This is a genomic window from Halopenitus persicus (genome assembly GCF_900107205.1).
Classification (GTDB): Archaea; Halobacteriota; Halobacteria; order Halobacteriales; family Haloferacaceae; genus Halopenitus; species Halopenitus persicus.
Window position 1 is genome coordinate 78,012 of sequence record NZ_FNPC01000005.1, and the last position, 16,135, is coordinate 94,146.

The following is a 16,135-nucleotide window of genomic DNA, read 5'->3' on the forward strand; positions in this document are numbered from 1 at the left end:
TGCTCCTGCGAAGCGAGCAGGATGTAGTTCCGTTCTTCGGTGGTCGCTACACCTTAACCCCGGAGTCGGACGGCAAAATCACTCCGAACCGGCTCCGTAATGTCTCGCAGCTTCAAGAACGTCGTCTTTCGAGAGACGGAGATACTTTTCAGTTGTTTCTATTTGTGCGTGGCCCATTAATTTCTGAAGCGTTCGGGTGTCCATCCCGTTCTTGAGTGATTGTACAGCGTAACTATGACGGAGAGTATGAGCTGTTATTTTAACGTGAGTTCGTCCACCCGCATCCGTGAATACGTCATCTTGTAGATCGGCTGCGTCGGCGGCATCTTTGACTATCTGATTAATATATTCAGGATAAATACGCTCGGAGTGGCTGGTAGGGAACAAGTATTCACTTCCTGCTGTTGCAAGTGCGGGTCTATTCACATTTAGCCATCGGGATAGTAGTGTGTCAAGGTTAGGTTGATACCGAACCGTTCGATTAAGATGAGTCTTTGTTGCCCGGACGTTAATAGTCCGAGAATCCGTATCAATATCCTCAACTCGGGTTTCTGCAAGTTCTGCCCGCCGAAGCCCCGTCTGATATAATAATCTTATTATAAGTTCGTTCCTCAGCGTGGGGGATGTTACATTTTCGCGTAGAGACTTGACTTCTTCAGGAAGTAGATAGTGTAATTCTTTCAATTCCTGTTCTTTTTTAGTCCCATTCTTGAGTTGCGACCAACCGGACACATCCAAATCCTCTGCTGGATTTTCTACGCTCGGAATCGAATAGCCTTCCTCTGCCATCTTTTCAAGTTCTTGATAGAAAACATTAATAGCAATAACTCGATTATTAACGGTTCCACCAGCATATCCCCCATTACTCAATAGATGCCGAAGGTGAATCCGTAGGTCGGCGGTCGTAGCCTCCCACAACTCCTTGCTATCCCTATCCCGTTCGTTCGAGTCGTACAACTCTCTACCAGGGTTCAGAAGCCATTTTGATAGTTCTGTGAGTGCCTGTCCGTAACTTTTGGCTGTAGCCTCGCTCTTTTTGGTTTCCTGTCGTGATCGAAACTCACTCACAAGTGTTTTACTGTCCATTATTCGATACTCCAATAATAGGTATCACCGGACGGTTTGTGTGTCACACTACGGACTTGTCCCGTGTTGTTCGCTAAACGTTCGAGTGCATCGGATACGTCACTTGTATCAGCACCAATTTTCCCGGCTATATCGTGAGGCTTTGCGCTCGCATCCTCAATACTGGCCGATTCTCCCTCTCCGGGGTGATAGGATTCGGGTGCTGTTGGTAGCACTTCGAGTAGGACTTGTTCGAGGTCGTAGAGTTCTCCGGCGCGGCTTTCTCTCCCCACGGCTTCGACTTCATCTTGTACGTCTTCTACTACCCTCTCAATCCGGGTTAAGGACTGTAGCACCTCACTATCCTCTGCTACCTCTGTTATCGTCTGTGTATCCGTGTGTGCTGTCTCTGTGTCTGTAATCTCCTTTTGAACAGAAAGCCGAATTAGGTGGCTAAGACTATCGTACTCCGGTCTTGTGGCGGCATCTTCCCATTTTGATTTGACCGACTCATCAACACGAAACGCCACAGTAGTCTTCTCTGCCATCTCTCTTTGACAACTCGCCTACCGACGTATAGTGTTTGCGTTGTTAATACAAGATTTAATAGTGCCAGGGATACTCCCGAAACTCGGGCTCGCGCCCCTCCAGGAACGCGTCGCGGCCCTCCTGCGCCTCCGCGGTCATGTACGCGAGCCGGGTCGCCTCCCCGGCGAAGACCTGCTGGCCGACGAGCCCGTCGTCGGCCATGTTGAACGCGTACTTCAGCATCCGCATCGCGGTCGGGCTCTTCCGGGTCATCTCGTCGGCCCACTCCAGCGCGACCGTCTCGAGATCCTCGTGCGGGACGACCTCGTTGACCATCCCCATCTCCTCGGCCTCGTCGGCGGAGTAGGTCTTCCCGCGGAAGAAGACCTCGCGCGCCTTCTTCTGGCCGATCTGCTTGGCGAGGTACGCCGAGCCGAAGCCGCCGTCGAAGGAGGCGACGTCGGGGTCGGTCTGGAGGAACTTCGCCTCCGCCTCGCTGGCGAGCGTGAGGTCACAGACCACGTGCAGGGAGTGGCCGCCGCCGACGGCCCAGCCCGGAACGACGGCGACGACCGGTTTGGGCATAAAGCGGATGAGCCGCTGCACCTCGAGGATGTGCAGCCGGCCGGCCTTCGCCTCCCGGACGAGTTCGTCCTCCTCGGCGGCCGCCTCGTCGTCGTCGCGGTACTCGTACCCGGACCCGCCCCGAACCGACTGGTCGCCGCCCGCACAGAAGGCCCACCCGCCGTCCTTCGGGGAGGGCCCGTTCCCGGTCAGGAGCACGCAGCCGACGTCGGCCTGCTTGCGCGCGTGGTCGAGGGCCGCGTATAGCTCGTCGACCGTCCCCGGCCGGAACGCGTTCCTGACGGCGGGCCGGTCGAAGGCGATCCGAACCGCTGGCACGTCCACGCCGCGGTGATACGTGATGTCCTCGAACTCGTCGGTCACCGGCTCCCAGGCGTCCGGATCGAAGATCGGCGAAACCATACGGTCGATCGGCGCGGCGCCGTATAAAAAGCGACGAGTCGCGCGGCGGCGTCGGTCACGGTGGCGGAACCGGCTGCACCGCCGGGGCTCGGGTGGGCGGGACTACCGTCCGTCCTCGCCGTCCGCGGCCGCCTCGCGGAGCGTTTCGACGTGATCGCGAACCACCGACAGCGTCGCGTCGGCGTCGGCGTAGCCCTGGTCGTACTCCGCGATCGCCGTGTCGGTCGCGTCGAGGAAGCGCTCGACGGCCTCCGGAAGGTCCTCGCTCATATCGTCGATCCGCCGCGACGCCTTATAAGACCCGCGTCGAGCGGACGTTCCGCTACTCGATCTTGACGTGCTCGGACTCCTCGTTGAGGGCGAGGTTGGCGGCGATCTCGGCGTTCCGCATCGCGTACTCGGCGGTGTGCTGGAGGCTGACGAGCACCTCTCGGACCCGAAGCAGGTCCTCGTTGTCCATCTCCGAGAGGTCGTCGAGGATCTCCGACTCGCGGTCGCTGATGTCCCGGAACAGGCGCCGGCACTCGACGGTGAGGTCGTAATCCCGTTCGACGACCGACCGGACCGCAAGCTCGGTGAGCTCGTCGACCTGGTCGGTGAACTCCCGGATCCGACGCATCGTGGACTGCTCGACGGCGAGCGACTCGCCGTCGGTCTCCAAGGCGATCTCCGCGATGTCCTCGGCGTTGTCGGCGGTGAGCTCCAGGTTCTTCGCGACCGACCGGTAGCCGATGAGCGGGAACCCCGAGTCGAGCCCGACGGCCTGGGTCAGGGTCGGGTTCTGGTAGGACGTGAAGATCAGCCGGAGCAGCAACACGAAGATCTTGTTCGCCTGTCGCTCCCGGTTGAGCGCGCGCTGGGCGAGGTCGGTGTCCCCGTGGGCCAGCGCCTTGATCGCCTCGCCGCGCATCGTCGAGCCGGTGTTCTCGAGCCGCTGCAGCAGGTTGTTCAGGGTGAAGTCCTCGGGGTCGACCGAACAGCGGATCGCGATGCTCTCGGGCGTCTCCTCGATGACGCCAAGGCCCATCAGCTGCGTCTCCGCGCGGTAGACCGCGTTGATGTGGTCGCTGCCGAGCGGGCCGTCGCTCTCGACGTGGATCACCCGCCGCCCGAGCACGTACTGGGCCACGATGGCCCGCTCGACCGCCCCCGAGTCGAGGTCGTCCGCGTAGATCGTCGCCTCCGACTCCTCGGTGTTGGCCGACTCGGGAAGCACCGTCAGCGTCCCCGTGCCGCCCATCCGGATCGAGACCTCGTCGCCCTTGTCGACGTCGTGTTCGCTCGCCCATTCGGCCGGCAGCGTCATCGCAAGCGTCGAGGGACCGAGCCGCTGAACCTTCCGCGTTTCCATACCCACCGGTATCGCGTCAGCGACCTTAACCCTATCCCTATGACAATTATACACGCCTCGAAAAATACAAGGGATAATTCGACGTTCGGGACGCGATGATGTGGATCGGAGCGGTCCGAGCGGTTCCCGGACGAAATCGGACCGGTATTTAAATGGAGCTGGAACGGATCCGGGCCAGGATGGAACCGGCCAGGATGGATCCAGTCCAGGATAGAACCGGTCAGGATGGATCCAGTCCAGGATGGAACCAGGCCAGGGTGGATCCGAACCAGGGTGGATCCGGACCGGGAGGAACCCGGATCGATGCGCTTGAGGCGGCGTGACCTCAGACGATCTCGACCATCCGCGTCTCGAAGGCGCCGATCCGGACCCGGGTCCAGCCGCGAAGCTCCGCGTCGAGTTCCGGATCGTCGGTGTCGACCCGGAGGACTGACAGCTCGTCGAGCTTGCTCCGGGAGGCGACGATCGAGACGTCACATTCCCGGATCACCGCCGGCGACAGCTGCGGGTTGCCGCGCCCGAAGACGAACCCCTGGCCGCCGATCGGCGAGACGACGATGACGTTCTCCTCGCCGAGCGCCTCGAGGATCTCCGACTCGGTCGCGTCGCGGACGAGCACCTCGCCGTCGCGCCAGACGTCGACGCCGATGGGCGTGGGATCGAAGCCGAGCTCCGCCTTGATCGCGCCGACGGTCGACCCCGGGCCGAGCACGTAGGTCACACCGGGCTCGACGTCGCGGGCAACGCCCTCCGCCAGCGCCTCGACCGTGCCGCCCCCGAGCTGTTTGGACGACTGGAGCGCGTCGGCGACCGGCACGGACGCGACCGCCCGCAGCTCCGGGGACACCTCGCCCTCGCGGTACTCGTCCTCGTCGATGTCCATCACCTCCCGGCGCTCGGTGCGGTCGAAGGTGACCGCGACGTCGGCGGCGTCCTCCGGCGAGACCGCGAACACCGACGAGTAGACCTTGACGCCGGCCGGCACGCCGAGCATCGGCGTCCCCGTTTCCTCGAGGGCGGCCGCGACGTCGGCGGCCGTCCCGTCGCCGCCCACGAAGAGGACGAGGTCGACCCCGGCCGCCGCGAACGCCTCGACCGCCGCGGTCGTGTCGGCGGCGCTCGTCGACGCGTTCGCGTACCGGTCGTCGCCGGACGCGGCAGCGTCGTCGTCCTCGTCGCTATCGTCAGCGTCGTCTCCGTCGGCGGCCGTTCCGTCGCCGACGTCCGCCAGCGGCGCCGCGTCCGGCTCGTACACCACCTCGGGATCGAATCCCGCCTCCCGAACGAGCGACGCGCCCATCGGCTCCCCGGCGGTCGAGATCCGGATCGACGCGTCGTGCTCGGCGAGTCGCTTCAGCATCCGGCGGGCGCGGTCCGGCGACCGCGGTTCCGCGCCGCGTTCGCGCGCCTCCGCGACCTTGTCGTCGGTTCCCTTCAGCCCGACGCGACCGCCCATCCCCGCGATTGGGTTCACCACGACGCCGATGTGCATACCGGAGGTGGGGCCGCCGCGGTCCTAAAGGACCCGGAGTCGCGTCATCCCGTCGCCGAGGGAACTATGAAGCCCCGTCACCGACGGAATCCCGGGGTCGCGTCACCGACGAGACTTCGGGGATCCGTTATCGACGGGCTCCGAGGGCCAGACCGGCGACCGCGACGATCGCGATCTGCACGCCGACGCCGACGCTCGACCCGACGAGCACCGCCACGGTGACGATCCACGATTGCGCCAGCTCGACGACCAGCAGGATCGCGCCGGCCGTGAGAAGGTGTGCGAGCGCGGCGACGCCGCCGGCGGGGAGGACGTGGTTGGTTCGGAGGGTGGTCCCGATTTCGTCCTTCCGGGTTTCGTCCCGCCGAGGTTCGTCCCGCCGACCGACCAGATACGCCGTCCCGAGGACGAGACCGTACACGGCGAGGAACGAGACGAATCGGCCGCCGAGGGTGGTCAGCGCCAGCAGCCGGGGCGCGAGGGTCGCGCCGTCGAGTTCGATCAGGAGCAGCGACAGCCGACGCGTCACGCCGATGACGACCGCGGCGATTCCGGCGACGATCGGGAGGAGGGCAACCACGTTCACGGACGATCGTTTCGGAGCCCGTCCGTGAATATTTCGGGTTTTCGGCCGGGGGGTACGTGGGGCGATCACTCACATCCACTCACTCCCCCTTCCGGAGTCGGCTTCCGGTCCGCTCGGGGAGCCCGACGTCCGCGATCCGGTCGACGACGCGGTCGACGTCGTACTCGACGCGGTGCAGGTCGACCGTCATCGGCTCGGGGGCTGATTCGTCCCTCGAGTTCGACCCGTCCACGTTCGGGTCGGTCTCGAGGACCGCGTAGGCGGCTCGGGGATCCCCGTCCCGGGGCTGGCCGACGCTGCCGGGATTGACGATGGCCCTCCCGTCCACGGTCTCCCGATGTTGCACGTGCGTGTGCCCGAGAACGAGCCCGCGGTAGTCATCCAGGTGGCGGCGCAGGGCCGGGAACTCGGACGGGTAGACGTACTTATCCTGGATGGTGGGGTGGTCGTGGACCACGAGCAGGTCGCCGTCGGCGACCGTCACCGACCGCGGTCGGTCGGCGAGCCACTCGCGCTGTGCGTCCGTCAGCTCACGCTTGGCGTGTTCGAGGCCGGCCTCGGCCATCCGATTGGCCGCGTACTCGTGCGGGCGATCGACCGTGCGGTCGTGGTTGCCGACGACGACGGCGTCGGCGATCTCCCGGACCCGCTCGACGCACTCGGCCGGCCAGGGATTGTACCCGACGACGTCTCCGGCGCAGACGACCGCGTCGACCGCGGGCATGTCCGACCACACCGCCTCCAGCGCCGGGAGGTTGGCGTGCACGTCGGCGATCAGTCCGACTCGCATACGTTCGGATCGATCCCGGTCGGGCTTAAAAGCAAACGGGTGGTCACTCATCCGCGGTCTCCGTTTTTCGCGCACCGCCGTCTCGGCCGCGTCGGCGCACCCTTTTAAGGACGCCGCCCATACGGCCGACGATGAGCGGCAAGCCCACCGTCGGGGAGTACATGACGCGCGAGGTCAAGACCGTCGCGCCCGACGACACGGTCGCCGAGGTCGCACAACGGATCATCGATTCGGACGGCCACAACGGCTTTCCCGTCACCCAGGGGCGGACGGTGCAGGGGTTCGTCTCGGCGCGGGACCTCCTGCTGGCCGACGAGGACGCGCAGATATTCACCGTGATGTCCGAGGACCTGGTGGTCTCCCATCCCGACATGAAGATCACCGACGTCGCGCGGGTGATCCTTCGGTCGGGGATCCAGAAGCTCCCGGTCGTCGACGACGCCGGCAACCTCGTCGGCATCATCTCGAACACGGACGTCGTCCGGTCGCAGATCGAGCGGGCCACGCCCCAGAAGGTGGGGAAGCTGATGCGGACCCTCGAACAGATCCACGGGGTGAGCGTCGAGGAGGAGCGCCGGACCGTGCGGCTCGACCGGCTGACGCCGACGCAGGCGCGCGTGTACGCCGACGAGCTCGAGGGGCGCGAGTACGAGCTGGAGAACGGGCTCGCCGAACCGCTCGTGGTCATCGACAACGACGGCGACCTCTACCTCGCCGACGGCCACCACCGCGTGATGGCCGCCGAGGAGATCGGGCTGACGGAGATGGACGCCTACGTCGTCGTCCTCGACGAGCCGGTCGAGCTCGGGATGGCCGAGACCGCCCGCAAGGAGGGGCTCGACTCGTTGTCGGACATCGAGGTCGTCGACTACGCGCGCCATCCGCTCGTCGAGGCGACGAAGCGGCTGCAGTGAGGGCCCCGTCGGCGGTGCTGCCCGCGGAATCGGCCTACTCCGCCGACCGTTCGAACGTCTCCTGCCACTCGTCGACGAGCGCGTCGGCGGCGGCCGCATCGGCGACCGACTCGCGGCGGTAGGTCCGACCCTCCGGCGCCTGCTCGAGCCGGTCGATCCGGACGACGTAGCCTGCCCCGTCGGCGCGCTCGCGTTTGCGGATCGACGCCAGGCCGTCGGATCGTTCCCACTCGGTGATGCCGTCCCGGTCGCGGCGAACGCGCCAGCTCATACCCGAGTGACCGGCCGGCAGGCGCTAAAGGGACGCGATCGTGGGATCACTCGGGAATGTGGTCGCGGGATCACTCGGGAATGCGGTCGCGATGGGATCCAACCGCCCGGCGATCCAAAACCGGATCGCGGAGGGCGGGAGCGACCACGGATCCACGTCCTTTTAGGCGCGCCCTTTTTACGTGGTCGTATGAGCTTCGAGAAGGACGACGTCGTCGTGCTGAGCGACAAACACAGCGAGTACGACGGCGAGGTCGGCACGATCACCCAGAAGATGGACACGATGTTCGGCGACGCCACCTACACGGTGAGCTTCGAGGACGGCCAGGAGACCGGCGTCCCGGCGGACGCGCTCGAGGCGGCCGACGAGGAGGCCGTCGACGCCGACGACGCTGCCGCGGACGCCGACGAGGAGTAACGCGACGCCACGATGGCCCGGGTCCCGCTGCATTACGTCGAACTCCGAACGTTCTGTTACGCCACCGAGGACGAGAAACGCGTCACCGCGGCGCTGGAGACGTTCCTCCCCGAGGACGCGGCGATCGACCGCGTCGAGAACGTCGGCCACCACGGCGACCGGATCGTGGTCCTGTCCGCCCGGGTCGAGACGGCCGACGAGATGCGACACGTCCTCGACCGGCTCGGCGACCTCGAGCACCTCGACCGGGTGATCGACGAGCTCGACGAGCGCGTCGACGAGAACTGTTCGCTGTTCCTCCGGCTCGACAAACAGGCGGCGTTCCGCGGCGACGTCCGGCTCGGCGACGGGATCACCCTCCGCGCGAAGGTCGAGGCATACCCGGCCAAGCAGGAGACGGCGGTCGAGAACGCCCGCGAACTGCTTGCACGGCACCGAAGCGACGTGAACTGAACGGAACCCGGTCAGAATCGGTCGGCCGTCACCGGTTCCGGCCGGCCCTCATCCTCCCCGAGCGATCACCGTTCCAGCCTCGCCGTTCCGTCTGGTTCCGACCTCACCGTTCCGCATCGCTCCGGCCTCGCTGCCCCGTCTGGCCGCCCTGTATCGCTCGTCGGACCGATCGCACGCCGAGGAATCGCGGGACGCGTTCGACGTACCGGTCGTACGCCTCGCCGAACGACGCGCGCAGGTGCGGCTCCTCCGCCCGCGGCAGGAGCAGCACCCACCCGACGTGCACTGCGGCGAGCACCGCGACCAGCGCCGCGTCCGCGACCACGGCGAACCCCGTCACGCCGACGACCATCCCGACGTACTGTGGGTTGCGCGTGTACGCGTACGGACCGCCGGTGTAGAGATCGCCGGTGACGCCCATCGTCTCCGCCGAGCGCATCGTTCGCGCGCCCCACACGAAGACCGCGGTCCCGCAGAGCGCGAGCACGCCGCCCGCGACCGTCACGGCGCGGGGGAGTCCCCACGTCCCCCACTCGAGGACCGCGGTGGCGACGAACGACGCGTCGAAGACCGCCACGAGCGTCCAGTGGCAGTAGTACGCCGGCGTGCGGTCGCCGGGCGGCCACCACTCCCGGTCGGTCAGCAGCGTCCCGAGCACGATCACGTACACGCCGCAGGCCGACACGAGACCGGCCCCGAACGCGAGTTCCGTCGGCGTCATACGGTCGAACGATGACGTGCCGGACGGGCGAGGCTGCTGCCTCACTGCTGCGGGACTTATTTATATCCGTACCGAAAACCCGGGGCCGAGATGCGATACGCCCGCGTTCGGATCCGCCACGACCCGGGAACGCGTCATCCGATGCACGCCTTCGAGATGGCCCACGACCGGATCGAGCGCGCCGAACTCCGGTACTGGAACGCGGTGCTCGACGGGACGAACGCCTTCGTCTTTCGAGTCGTCGGCGATCCGGAGCCGTTTCGTGCGAAGCTCGAGGCCCGCGAGTCGACGATCGACTACGCCCTCACCCCGGCCACGAACGGCGTGTTCCACTGCTGCGTCCGTGACGAGGCGACGCCGGCCGACGAGAGCTACATCGCGGCGTTCGCGCGGGGCACCCTCGTCGTCGTCCCGCCGATCCGCTTCAACCCCGACGGCACGACGGACCTGACGCTGGTGGGTACCGCGGCGGACGTCGCGGCCGCGGTCGAGGACCTTCCCGAGGGACTGTCCGCGACCGTCCGGTCAGTCGGGCCCTACGAGCGATACGCGGATCCCGCGACGGCGGGACTTATGGAGCCTGACGCGGCGGTGTCCGCGGAGCAGGCGGCGGCGCTCACGAAGCGACAGCGTGCGGCCGTCGCGGCTGCGGTCGAACACGGCTACTACGACTCGCCGCGGGCCGGAGCGGTGTCCGACGTCGCCGACGAGCTCGGCGTCTCGACCGGCACGGCCGCCGAACACCTCAGAAAGGCAGAGGCGACCGTGATGGGACGCCTCGTGAATCGGTAGTCAAACGTCGCACGCGAGTGCCGGCAGCGTTGACGACGGCTCGGTGCCGGCGCGATCAGTAGCCCAGCGCTTCCCGCACCAGCACGACGGTCGTCCGTCCCTCCGCCATCTCCCGGCGGAAGATCAGCTGTTTCGCGATCGCGGAATCGACGCCGTAGGCGTCGTTGGCGCGCTCGTTCTCGAGGGGGTACGCGACCGACTCGAGCCGGTCGAGCGCGTCGTCGAGCGTCGGGACGACCTTGTTCACGCCGCTGACGATGAGCACGTTCCCGGCGGCGAAGGGATAGGCGCCGATGCGGCTGCCGGACTGGTCGGCCGCGACCAGCTCGCCGCTGGCGGCGACCGCGTTGATGCCGCCGAGGAAGTAGTCGGCCGTCTGCGCCTCCCGACGAGCGGTCTGTCGCTCGGCGTCGTCGTCGATGCTCTGGATCTCCTCCGGCAGGCTCTCCCAGTCGTGGTCGCCCTCGGCGAGGTACTCCATAAATCCGATCTCCTCGAGCGTCGTCGAGTGACCGTTCATCACCGACGCGCCGGCCGGAATTCGTTCCTGGAGCGTCTCGAGGGCCTCGTCGGCGGAGTCGACCACGACGACCTCGAACCCGTTCGTCTCCAGGTTCGAGACCGCCTCGGAGAGCGTCTCCTCGTCGGGCTGTTCGTCGAGCGTCGCGTCGATCGCGGCGTCGTCGATGTAGTCGGCCTTGGTTTGTGACATCGGGTGGTGGTTGGTAGCGTCGCCACCCACTTAACGACGCGCGGACGCCCGGATCAGCTGGTGACGACGGTGTTACCGGCGATCGGCTGTCTCCTCCCGCGGACCGCTCGTGCTACTCCTCGGGCCACTTGATCGAGCAGCCGCGCGAGGGACGGTCCGGGATCGAGACGTCCTCGCCCGCGAGGACCGACTCGATCGCCGGCCTGACGTACGACTCGGTGGGCTCCTCGTCCGGATTGAGCGCGTCGTCGAGTCGGCCGTGGTACGCCAGCCGCCAGGTGTCGTCCGACTCGTCACGCCGGAACAGGAAGGGGTCGGGGGTACAGACCGCGCCGTAGGCGTCCGCGACCGACGCGTCCGCGTCCCGAAGGTACGCGTCGTAGGCGATCGTGCCGTCGGCGACGAGTTCCCGCATTCGGTCCAGGGAGTCGTCGGGATACTCCTCGTCGTCGTTCGGGTTGATCCCCACGACCGCGACGTCGTCGTAGTCGGCGGCGATCGCGTTCAACGACTCGAACTTCGCCTGGGCGTACGGACAGTGGTTACACGTGAACACGACCAGCAGCGCCTCGACGTCGAAGTCCTCGAGCGCGTATCGGTCGCCGTCGGCGCTCGGAAGGTCGAACGCGGGCGCCGCGTCGCCACGCTCCAGCTCGGAGTCTGATTCCATCGCGACCATACGCCTGGTTGGTTCGCGAGGCCGATAAGGAATCGGGTCCCAGCGGCGTGTGATCCGTTCGGCGTCGAGATCGACTCGGACGGCACCGGCGGTCGTCGATCGCCGTTTCCCGAGTCGTCGTCTTTATAATGGTCGTGACGACACCAACGTGCAGGTTGCCCGGTGATCGTGGGCGGGACGATACCGGGAGCATACGATCAACATATGAGCACCGAACCAACTGACGCGACGACGGACGGTGACGCGACGACGGACGGTGACGCCACGCTGGACGGTGACGCCACCTCGGGTGGCGCCGCCGCGACGGACGGCGGAACCAGTGCCACCCCCGAGGGAGGGCGGGCGAGCGAGCGCGAGGCCGCCTCCTTCGTGGAGTACGGGATCGAGGACAAACCGCCCGCGGGGGAGTCGTTCCTCCTCGGCATCCAGCATTACCTGACGATGGTCGGCGCGAACATCGCCGTCCCGCTGGTGCTCATCGACGCGATGGGGCCGAGCGAGGCGCAGGCGACGACGCTCATCGGGACGTTCTTCGTCGTCTCGGGCGTCGCCACGCTCCTCCAGACGACGATCGGGAACCGCTACCCGCTCGTGCAGGGGGCCTCCTTCGCGCTGCTGGCGCCGGCGCTCACGATCGTCGGCGCCGTCGGCGGCCCCTTCGATCTGGCGATACGGGAGCTGCAGGGCGCGATCATCGCCGCGGCAACGATACAGGTCCTGATCGGCTACTCGGGACTGATGGGCCGTCTCAAGCGCTACCTCTCGCCGGTGGTCGTCGCCCCGGTGATCGCGCTCATCGGCCTCTCGCTGTTCAGCACCCCGCAGATCGTGACCCCCGGACAGAACTGGTGGCTGCTCGGGCTCACGCTCGTCTGCATCGTCGGCTTCTCACAGTACCTCGACGCCTACAGCCGCTACGCGCGGCTGTTCCCCGTCCTGCTGGGCGTCGTGACGGCGTATCTGGTCGCCGTGGCGCTCTCGCTGGCGGGGATCTACGGCCCCGAACAGGTCGGCTACGTCGCGCCGTCGTCGGCGCTCGAGGCGCCGCTCGTCCTGTCGATCACCCCCTTCCAGTGGGGGCTGCCGCTGTTCACGCCCGCCTACATCGTCGGGATGTTCGCGGGCGTCGTCGCCTCGATGATCGAGAGCTACGGCGACTACTTCGCGGTGGCCCGGCTCGCCGGCGTCGGCGCCCCGTCGCGGAAACGGATCGACCACGGCATCGGGATGGAGGGCATCGGCAACGTCTTCGCGGGGATCATGGGGACGGGCAACGGCTCGACGTCCTACTCCGAGAACATCGGCGCGATCGGCATCACCGGCGTGGCCTCCCGCCACGTCGTGCAGGTCGGCGCGGTCGTGATGCTCGTCGTCGGCTTCTTCGGTCCGTTCAGCCAGCTCATCGTGACGATCCCCGACCCGATCATCGGCGGCCTGTTCATCGCGATGTTCGGCCAGATCGCGGCGGTGGGCCTCTCGAACCTCAAGTACGTCGACCTCGACGCCCAGCGGAACGTCTTCACGATCGGCCTCGCGCTGTTCGCGGGGCTCGCGATCCCCGCGTACTTCGGCGGGCTCGAGAGCGTCCCGGCCTTCCGCGAGGGGATGCGCCAGGTCGCGGTCCTCGGCCCGGTCCTCGGCGCGCAGATCGTCGCCGACACGGTCTTCGTGATCGGCTCGACGGGGATGGCCGTCGGCGGCATCGTCGCCCTGCTGCTCGACAACACGATCCCGGGCACTCGCGAGGAGCGCGGGCTCGACCAGTGGGAGGCGATCTCCGAGGAGGAACACGAGTTCCAGACCGCCCTCGAGCGCTACACGGAGTGAAATTCACATGGTCGCCGCGGACGCGGACGGCGGCGGCCGCGTCGTGCTCGCCGACGACGTGACCGGCGGTGACCGCGTTCGCTACCGCGGGACGGACCGATTCGGCGGTAGCCTTTCCGTGACCGACCGGCGGATCGTCATTCGCGACGACATCGACGGCGATGACAGCGACGAACACGGCGACGACGGTGACGGTGACGCCCGGACCGGTGATTCCGGAGACGGTGACGCCGACGGTCGCGCGGTGCCCCTCACCGTCGTCGAGGAACTCACCTACCGGAGCGTCGACTGGTTCACGCTGCTTTTGGGGGTCGGGATCGTCGCGTTCGGACTGGTCTCGATCCCGCGGCATCGGCTCGGTGCGGCGGCCTTCGTCCTCGCCGGCGCCGGCAGCCTCGCGGTCACGTGGCGGCGGCGCGGGCGCGTCCGGATCCACACCCACGGTCGACCGAAACCGGTTACCGTGTACCCGGCCGACCCCGAGGAATTCCTGGCCGCGGTCGACGCGTCGCTCGCGGGAATTCGTTCGGAGCGGTCGCCCGATGACGGGATCAGCGATGACGAATCCGGTCCACGGGGCGGCCCGAACTGACCGGTTTCGGTCCGCTCGCCCGGTGACCGAACGTCTCACGCGTCCATCGGTGCGCGCCCGGACCCTCTCACGCGTCCATCGGAGAGAGTTCGGCCGCCTTCGCGCGAGCCTGTGACACGATCTCGGGTTTGGCCGCGAACGCGACGGTGACGTGGTCGTCCCCGTAGGACTCCTCCTCGACGTGGCCGTGGTCGTGGATCCAGGAGACGACGCTCATCGTGTCGTCGGTCATCGGGAGCAGCAGTCGCTCGCGCTTCCAGTCCGGAAGTTCGTCCTCGATGCGATCGCGGAGGGCCGCGATCCCGTCGCCCTCGCGAGCGGAGACGACGACGGGGTTCGGCGCCAGCCCCGAGAGCGCGGCGCGCTTCTCGGCGATCGCGTCCTCGTCGAGGCGGTCGACCTTGTTGAAGACGGTCACGATCGGCGCCTCGTTGCGCTCGCGGAGCGTGTCGTGGCAGGTGACGAGCTTCTCGCGCATCTCCCGGACCGGCTCGCTGGCGTCGACGACCAGCAGGACGAGGTCGGCCCGGTAGACCGAATCCAGCGTCGACTCGAACGACTCCACCAGCCAGTGGGGGAGATCCGAGATGAATCCGACGGTGTCGGTGAGCAGGACGTCCCGTGTGTCCAGCTGCGCCCGCCGCGTGGTCGTTCCGAGCGTGGTGAACAGCATGTCCTCCGATTCGGCGGTCGTCTCCAGGTCCGGGTGTCGGTCGACGTTCTCCTCGACGTCGAGGTCGGCCGCGAGCCGCCGCATCAACGTGGACTTGCCGGCGTTGGTGTAGCCCGCCAGCGCGACCAGGTCGAACCCGGAGGCCCGGCGCTCCTCGCGGCGGGTCTGCTCCTTCTCGGCGATCGACGCCAGCTCGTCGCGGATGTCCGAGATGCGGCGTTTGATGTCCCGCTCGACGCTCTCGTCGTACTCGCCGAGTCCCATGAATCCGGGTCGCTCGTCGCGCTTGGCGAGGCTGGCCTTCGCCTCGGCCCGCGGGAGCTCGTAGCGCAGCTCCGCGAGCTCCACTTGGAGCTGGGCCTTCCGGGTCCGTGCGCGCTCGCCGAAGATCTCGAGGATGAGCGTGAACCGATCGATGACCGCGACGTCCTCTGGCAGCTTCCCGCCGATGTTGAACGTCTGATACGGCCCGAGGTCGTTGTCGACGATCACGCAGTCGGCGTCGGTCTCGTCGACCAACGCCGCCAGCTCCTCGACCTTCCCCTCGCCGAACATGTAGGCCGCGTCCTCCTCGCGCGTCTGCGTGAGCCGGCCGACCACCTCGTAATCGACGGCGTTCGCGAGCCGTTCGATCTCGGAGAGGTCGCCGGCTCCGGAGTCGACGCGTTTGGCGACGACGGCACGTTTGCCGGTGCCGCCGGTCGCCGATGGCTCGCCGCTCATCGGTCGCGATCGCGGACGGCGGACGCGGCGTGGTGTGCTCCCTGCACTGTTTCGGTCCCGTCTACGGCCTCGACGTATTTAAACTCCGGCTGGAGGCACCCGCCGTCGAGTTCGAAACCCGCGTTCGATCGTGGACGCCGCCGGGTAAGCGAGGGAGCAGGGAGGGGTGGTTCATGAGTCACAAGTCCCAGGCCTCGATGAGGACGTCGCTGCCGATCGCCGCCAGCACCGCGACGAGGACGCCCGCGAGGAGCGCGAGCCTGAGGTCCCCGTTCCACAGCAGGACGGCGACGAACGCGACCATCCCGACCGCGTTGCCCAGCAGCAACCGAAGCGTTCTCGAGCCGCCCGTCGGGGACGTCCGGTCGTTCGCGTCGCGGGGATCGGGGTCCATCTCGAACCGTCGTTTTCCCCCGCGGTGCAAAGCCGCTTCGCTCGGCGGCCGCGTCGGCGTCTCCGTGCCCGCCAGGTTCGTTCGTCTCGGCCGTCGATCGCGGTCAGTCGCCGCGGCCGTTCGCCGGTCGGTATCAACGGGCAAAAGGCCCCGGCCCTCATCGATACG

General features: G+C 66.9%; 20 protein-coding genes. 6 read left to right on the forward strand and 14 right to left on the reverse strand.

The window, feature by feature from the left end:
- Positions 1-78 precede the first annotated feature (78 nt).
- From BLV25_RS09640 to BLV25_RS09670, 8 genes are all read right to left on the reverse strand, one after another.
- A complete protein-coding gene (locus BLV25_RS09640) occupies positions 79-1,086 on the reverse strand; it encodes a tyrosine-type recombinase/integrase (RefSeq protein WP_092732673.1) in 1,008 nt (335 codons plus the stop codon).
- Positions 1,086-1,613, reverse strand: coding sequence for a hypothetical protein (locus BLV25_RS09645; RefSeq protein ID WP_092732676.1), 528 nt, complete (start codon positions 1,611-1,613; stop codon positions 1,086-1,088). Before BLV25_RS09645 ends, BLV25_RS09640 begins: the two co-directional genes overlap by 1 nt.
- 55 nt (positions 1,614-1,668) lie before the next feature.
- Positions 1,669-2,580, reverse strand: coding sequence for a 1,4-dihydroxy-2-naphthoyl-CoA synthase (locus tag BLV25_RS09650; protein WP_021073637.1), 912 nt, complete (start codon positions 2,578-2,580; stop codon positions 1,669-1,671).
- Between the two features lie 102 nt (positions 2,581-2,682).
- Positions 2,683-2,850, reverse strand: a complete 168-nt coding sequence (locus BLV25_RS17400; RefSeq protein WP_021073636.1) for a hypothetical protein — start codon at positions 2,848-2,850, stop codon at positions 2,683-2,685.
- Positions 2,851-2,902: 52 nt separating this feature from the next.
- Complete coding sequence (locus BLV25_RS09655) at positions 2,903-3,931, reverse strand: phosphate signaling complex PhoU family protein (protein ID WP_021073635.1); 1,029 nt, start codon at positions 3,929-3,931, stop codon at positions 2,903-2,905.
- Between the two features lie 325 nt (positions 3,932-4,256).
- The gene (locus BLV25_RS09660; RefSeq protein ID WP_092732679.1) at positions 4,257-5,423 is read right to left on the reverse strand and encodes an ATP-NAD kinase family protein; all 1,167 of its coding nucleotides are present in this window, start codon (positions 5,421-5,423) and stop codon (positions 4,257-4,259) included.
- A 127-nt stretch (positions 5,424-5,550) separates the two neighbouring features.
- Positions 5,551-6,009, reverse strand: coding sequence for a hypothetical protein (locus BLV25_RS09665; RefSeq protein WP_021073633.1), 459 nt, complete (start codon positions 6,007-6,009; stop codon positions 5,551-5,553).
- Positions 6,010-6,088: 79 nt separating this feature from the next.
- Positions 6,089-6,799 carry a metallophosphoesterase family protein gene (locus BLV25_RS09670; protein WP_021073632.1) on the reverse strand — a complete coding sequence of 237 codons (711 nt, stop codon included), beginning with the start codon at positions 6,797-6,799 and terminating at the stop codon, positions 6,089-6,091.
- Between the two features lie 131 nt (positions 6,800-6,930).
- On the opposite strand from BLV25_RS09670, the gene BLV25_RS09675 reads away from it, so the two are divergent.
- Positions 6,931-7,713 (forward strand): CBS pair associated ParBc domain-containing protein, encoded by a 783-nt coding sequence (locus BLV25_RS09675; protein WP_021073631.1) that lies wholly within the window; start codon positions 6,931-6,933, stop codon positions 7,711-7,713.
- A 34-nt stretch (positions 7,714-7,747) separates the two neighbouring features.
- On the opposite strand, the gene BLV25_RS09680 is transcribed toward BLV25_RS09675, so the two are convergent.
- Positions 7,748-7,984, reverse strand: a complete 237-nt coding sequence (locus BLV25_RS09680; protein WP_021073630.1) for a DUF7543 family protein — start codon at positions 7,982-7,984, stop codon at positions 7,748-7,750.
- Positions 7,985-8,173: 189 nt separating this feature from the next.
- Here BLV25_RS09680 and BLV25_RS09685 point away from each other — a divergent pair, with 189 nt between their 5' ends.
- Positions 8,174-8,401, forward strand: a complete 228-nt coding sequence (locus tag BLV25_RS09685; protein WP_092732682.1) for a DUF1918 domain-containing protein — start codon at positions 8,174-8,176, stop codon at positions 8,399-8,401.
- A 12-nt stretch (positions 8,402-8,413) separates the two neighbouring features.
- A complete protein-coding gene (locus BLV25_RS09690; RefSeq protein ID WP_092732685.1) occupies positions 8,414-8,854 on the forward strand; it encodes an RNA-binding protein in 441 nt (146 codons plus the stop codon).
- 103 nt (positions 8,855-8,957) lie between these two features.
- Here the strand turns inward: BLV25_RS09690 and BLV25_RS09695 are convergent, their stop codons facing one another.
- Entirely contained in the window at positions 8,958-9,575 is a 618-nt protein-coding gene (locus tag BLV25_RS09695) for a methyltransferase family protein (RefSeq protein WP_092732688.1), read from the reverse strand.
- Positions 9,576-9,665: 90 nt separating this feature from the next.
- Here BLV25_RS09695 and BLV25_RS09700 point away from each other — a divergent pair, with 90 nt between their 5' ends.
- Positions 9,666-10,367 (forward strand): helix-turn-helix domain-containing protein, encoded by a 702-nt coding sequence (locus tag BLV25_RS09700; RefSeq protein WP_092732691.1) that lies wholly within the window; start codon positions 9,666-9,668, stop codon positions 10,365-10,367.
- 55 nt (positions 10,368-10,422) lie between these two features.
- Here the strand turns inward: BLV25_RS09700 and BLV25_RS09705 are convergent, their stop codons facing one another.
- A complete protein-coding gene (locus BLV25_RS09705; RefSeq protein ID WP_021073625.1) occupies positions 10,423-11,079 on the reverse strand; it encodes a lactate utilization protein in 657 nt (218 codons plus the stop codon).
- Between the two features lie 112 nt (positions 11,080-11,191).
- A complete protein-coding gene (locus tag BLV25_RS09710; RefSeq protein ID WP_092732694.1) occupies positions 11,192-11,758 on the reverse strand; it encodes a thioredoxin family protein in 567 nt (188 codons plus the stop codon).
- A gap of 204 nt (positions 11,759-11,962) precedes the next feature.
- On the opposite strand from BLV25_RS09710, the gene BLV25_RS09715 reads away from it, so the two are divergent.
- On the forward strand, positions 11,963-13,585 hold the full coding sequence (locus BLV25_RS09715) for a uracil-xanthine permease family protein (RefSeq protein WP_092732697.1): 1,623 nt from the start codon (positions 11,963-11,965) through the stop codon (positions 13,583-13,585).
- Positions 13,586-13,592: 7 nt separating this feature from the next.
- Positions 13,593-14,177, forward strand: a complete 585-nt coding sequence (locus BLV25_RS17405; RefSeq protein WP_092732700.1) for a hypothetical protein — start codon at positions 13,593-13,595, stop codon at positions 14,175-14,177.
- Positions 14,178-14,244: 67 nt separating this feature from the next.
- On the opposite strand, the gene hflX is transcribed toward BLV25_RS17405, so the two are convergent.
- Positions 14,245-15,573, reverse strand: a complete 1,329-nt coding sequence (gene hflX / locus BLV25_RS09725; RefSeq protein WP_021073621.1) for a GTPase HflX — start codon at positions 15,571-15,573, stop codon at positions 14,245-14,247.
- Between the two features lie 178 nt (positions 15,574-15,751).
- Positions 15,752-15,967, reverse strand: coding sequence for a hypothetical protein (locus tag BLV25_RS16780; RefSeq protein ID WP_021073620.1), 216 nt, complete (start codon positions 15,965-15,967; stop codon positions 15,752-15,754).
- Positions 15,968-16,135 lie beyond the last annotated feature (168 nt).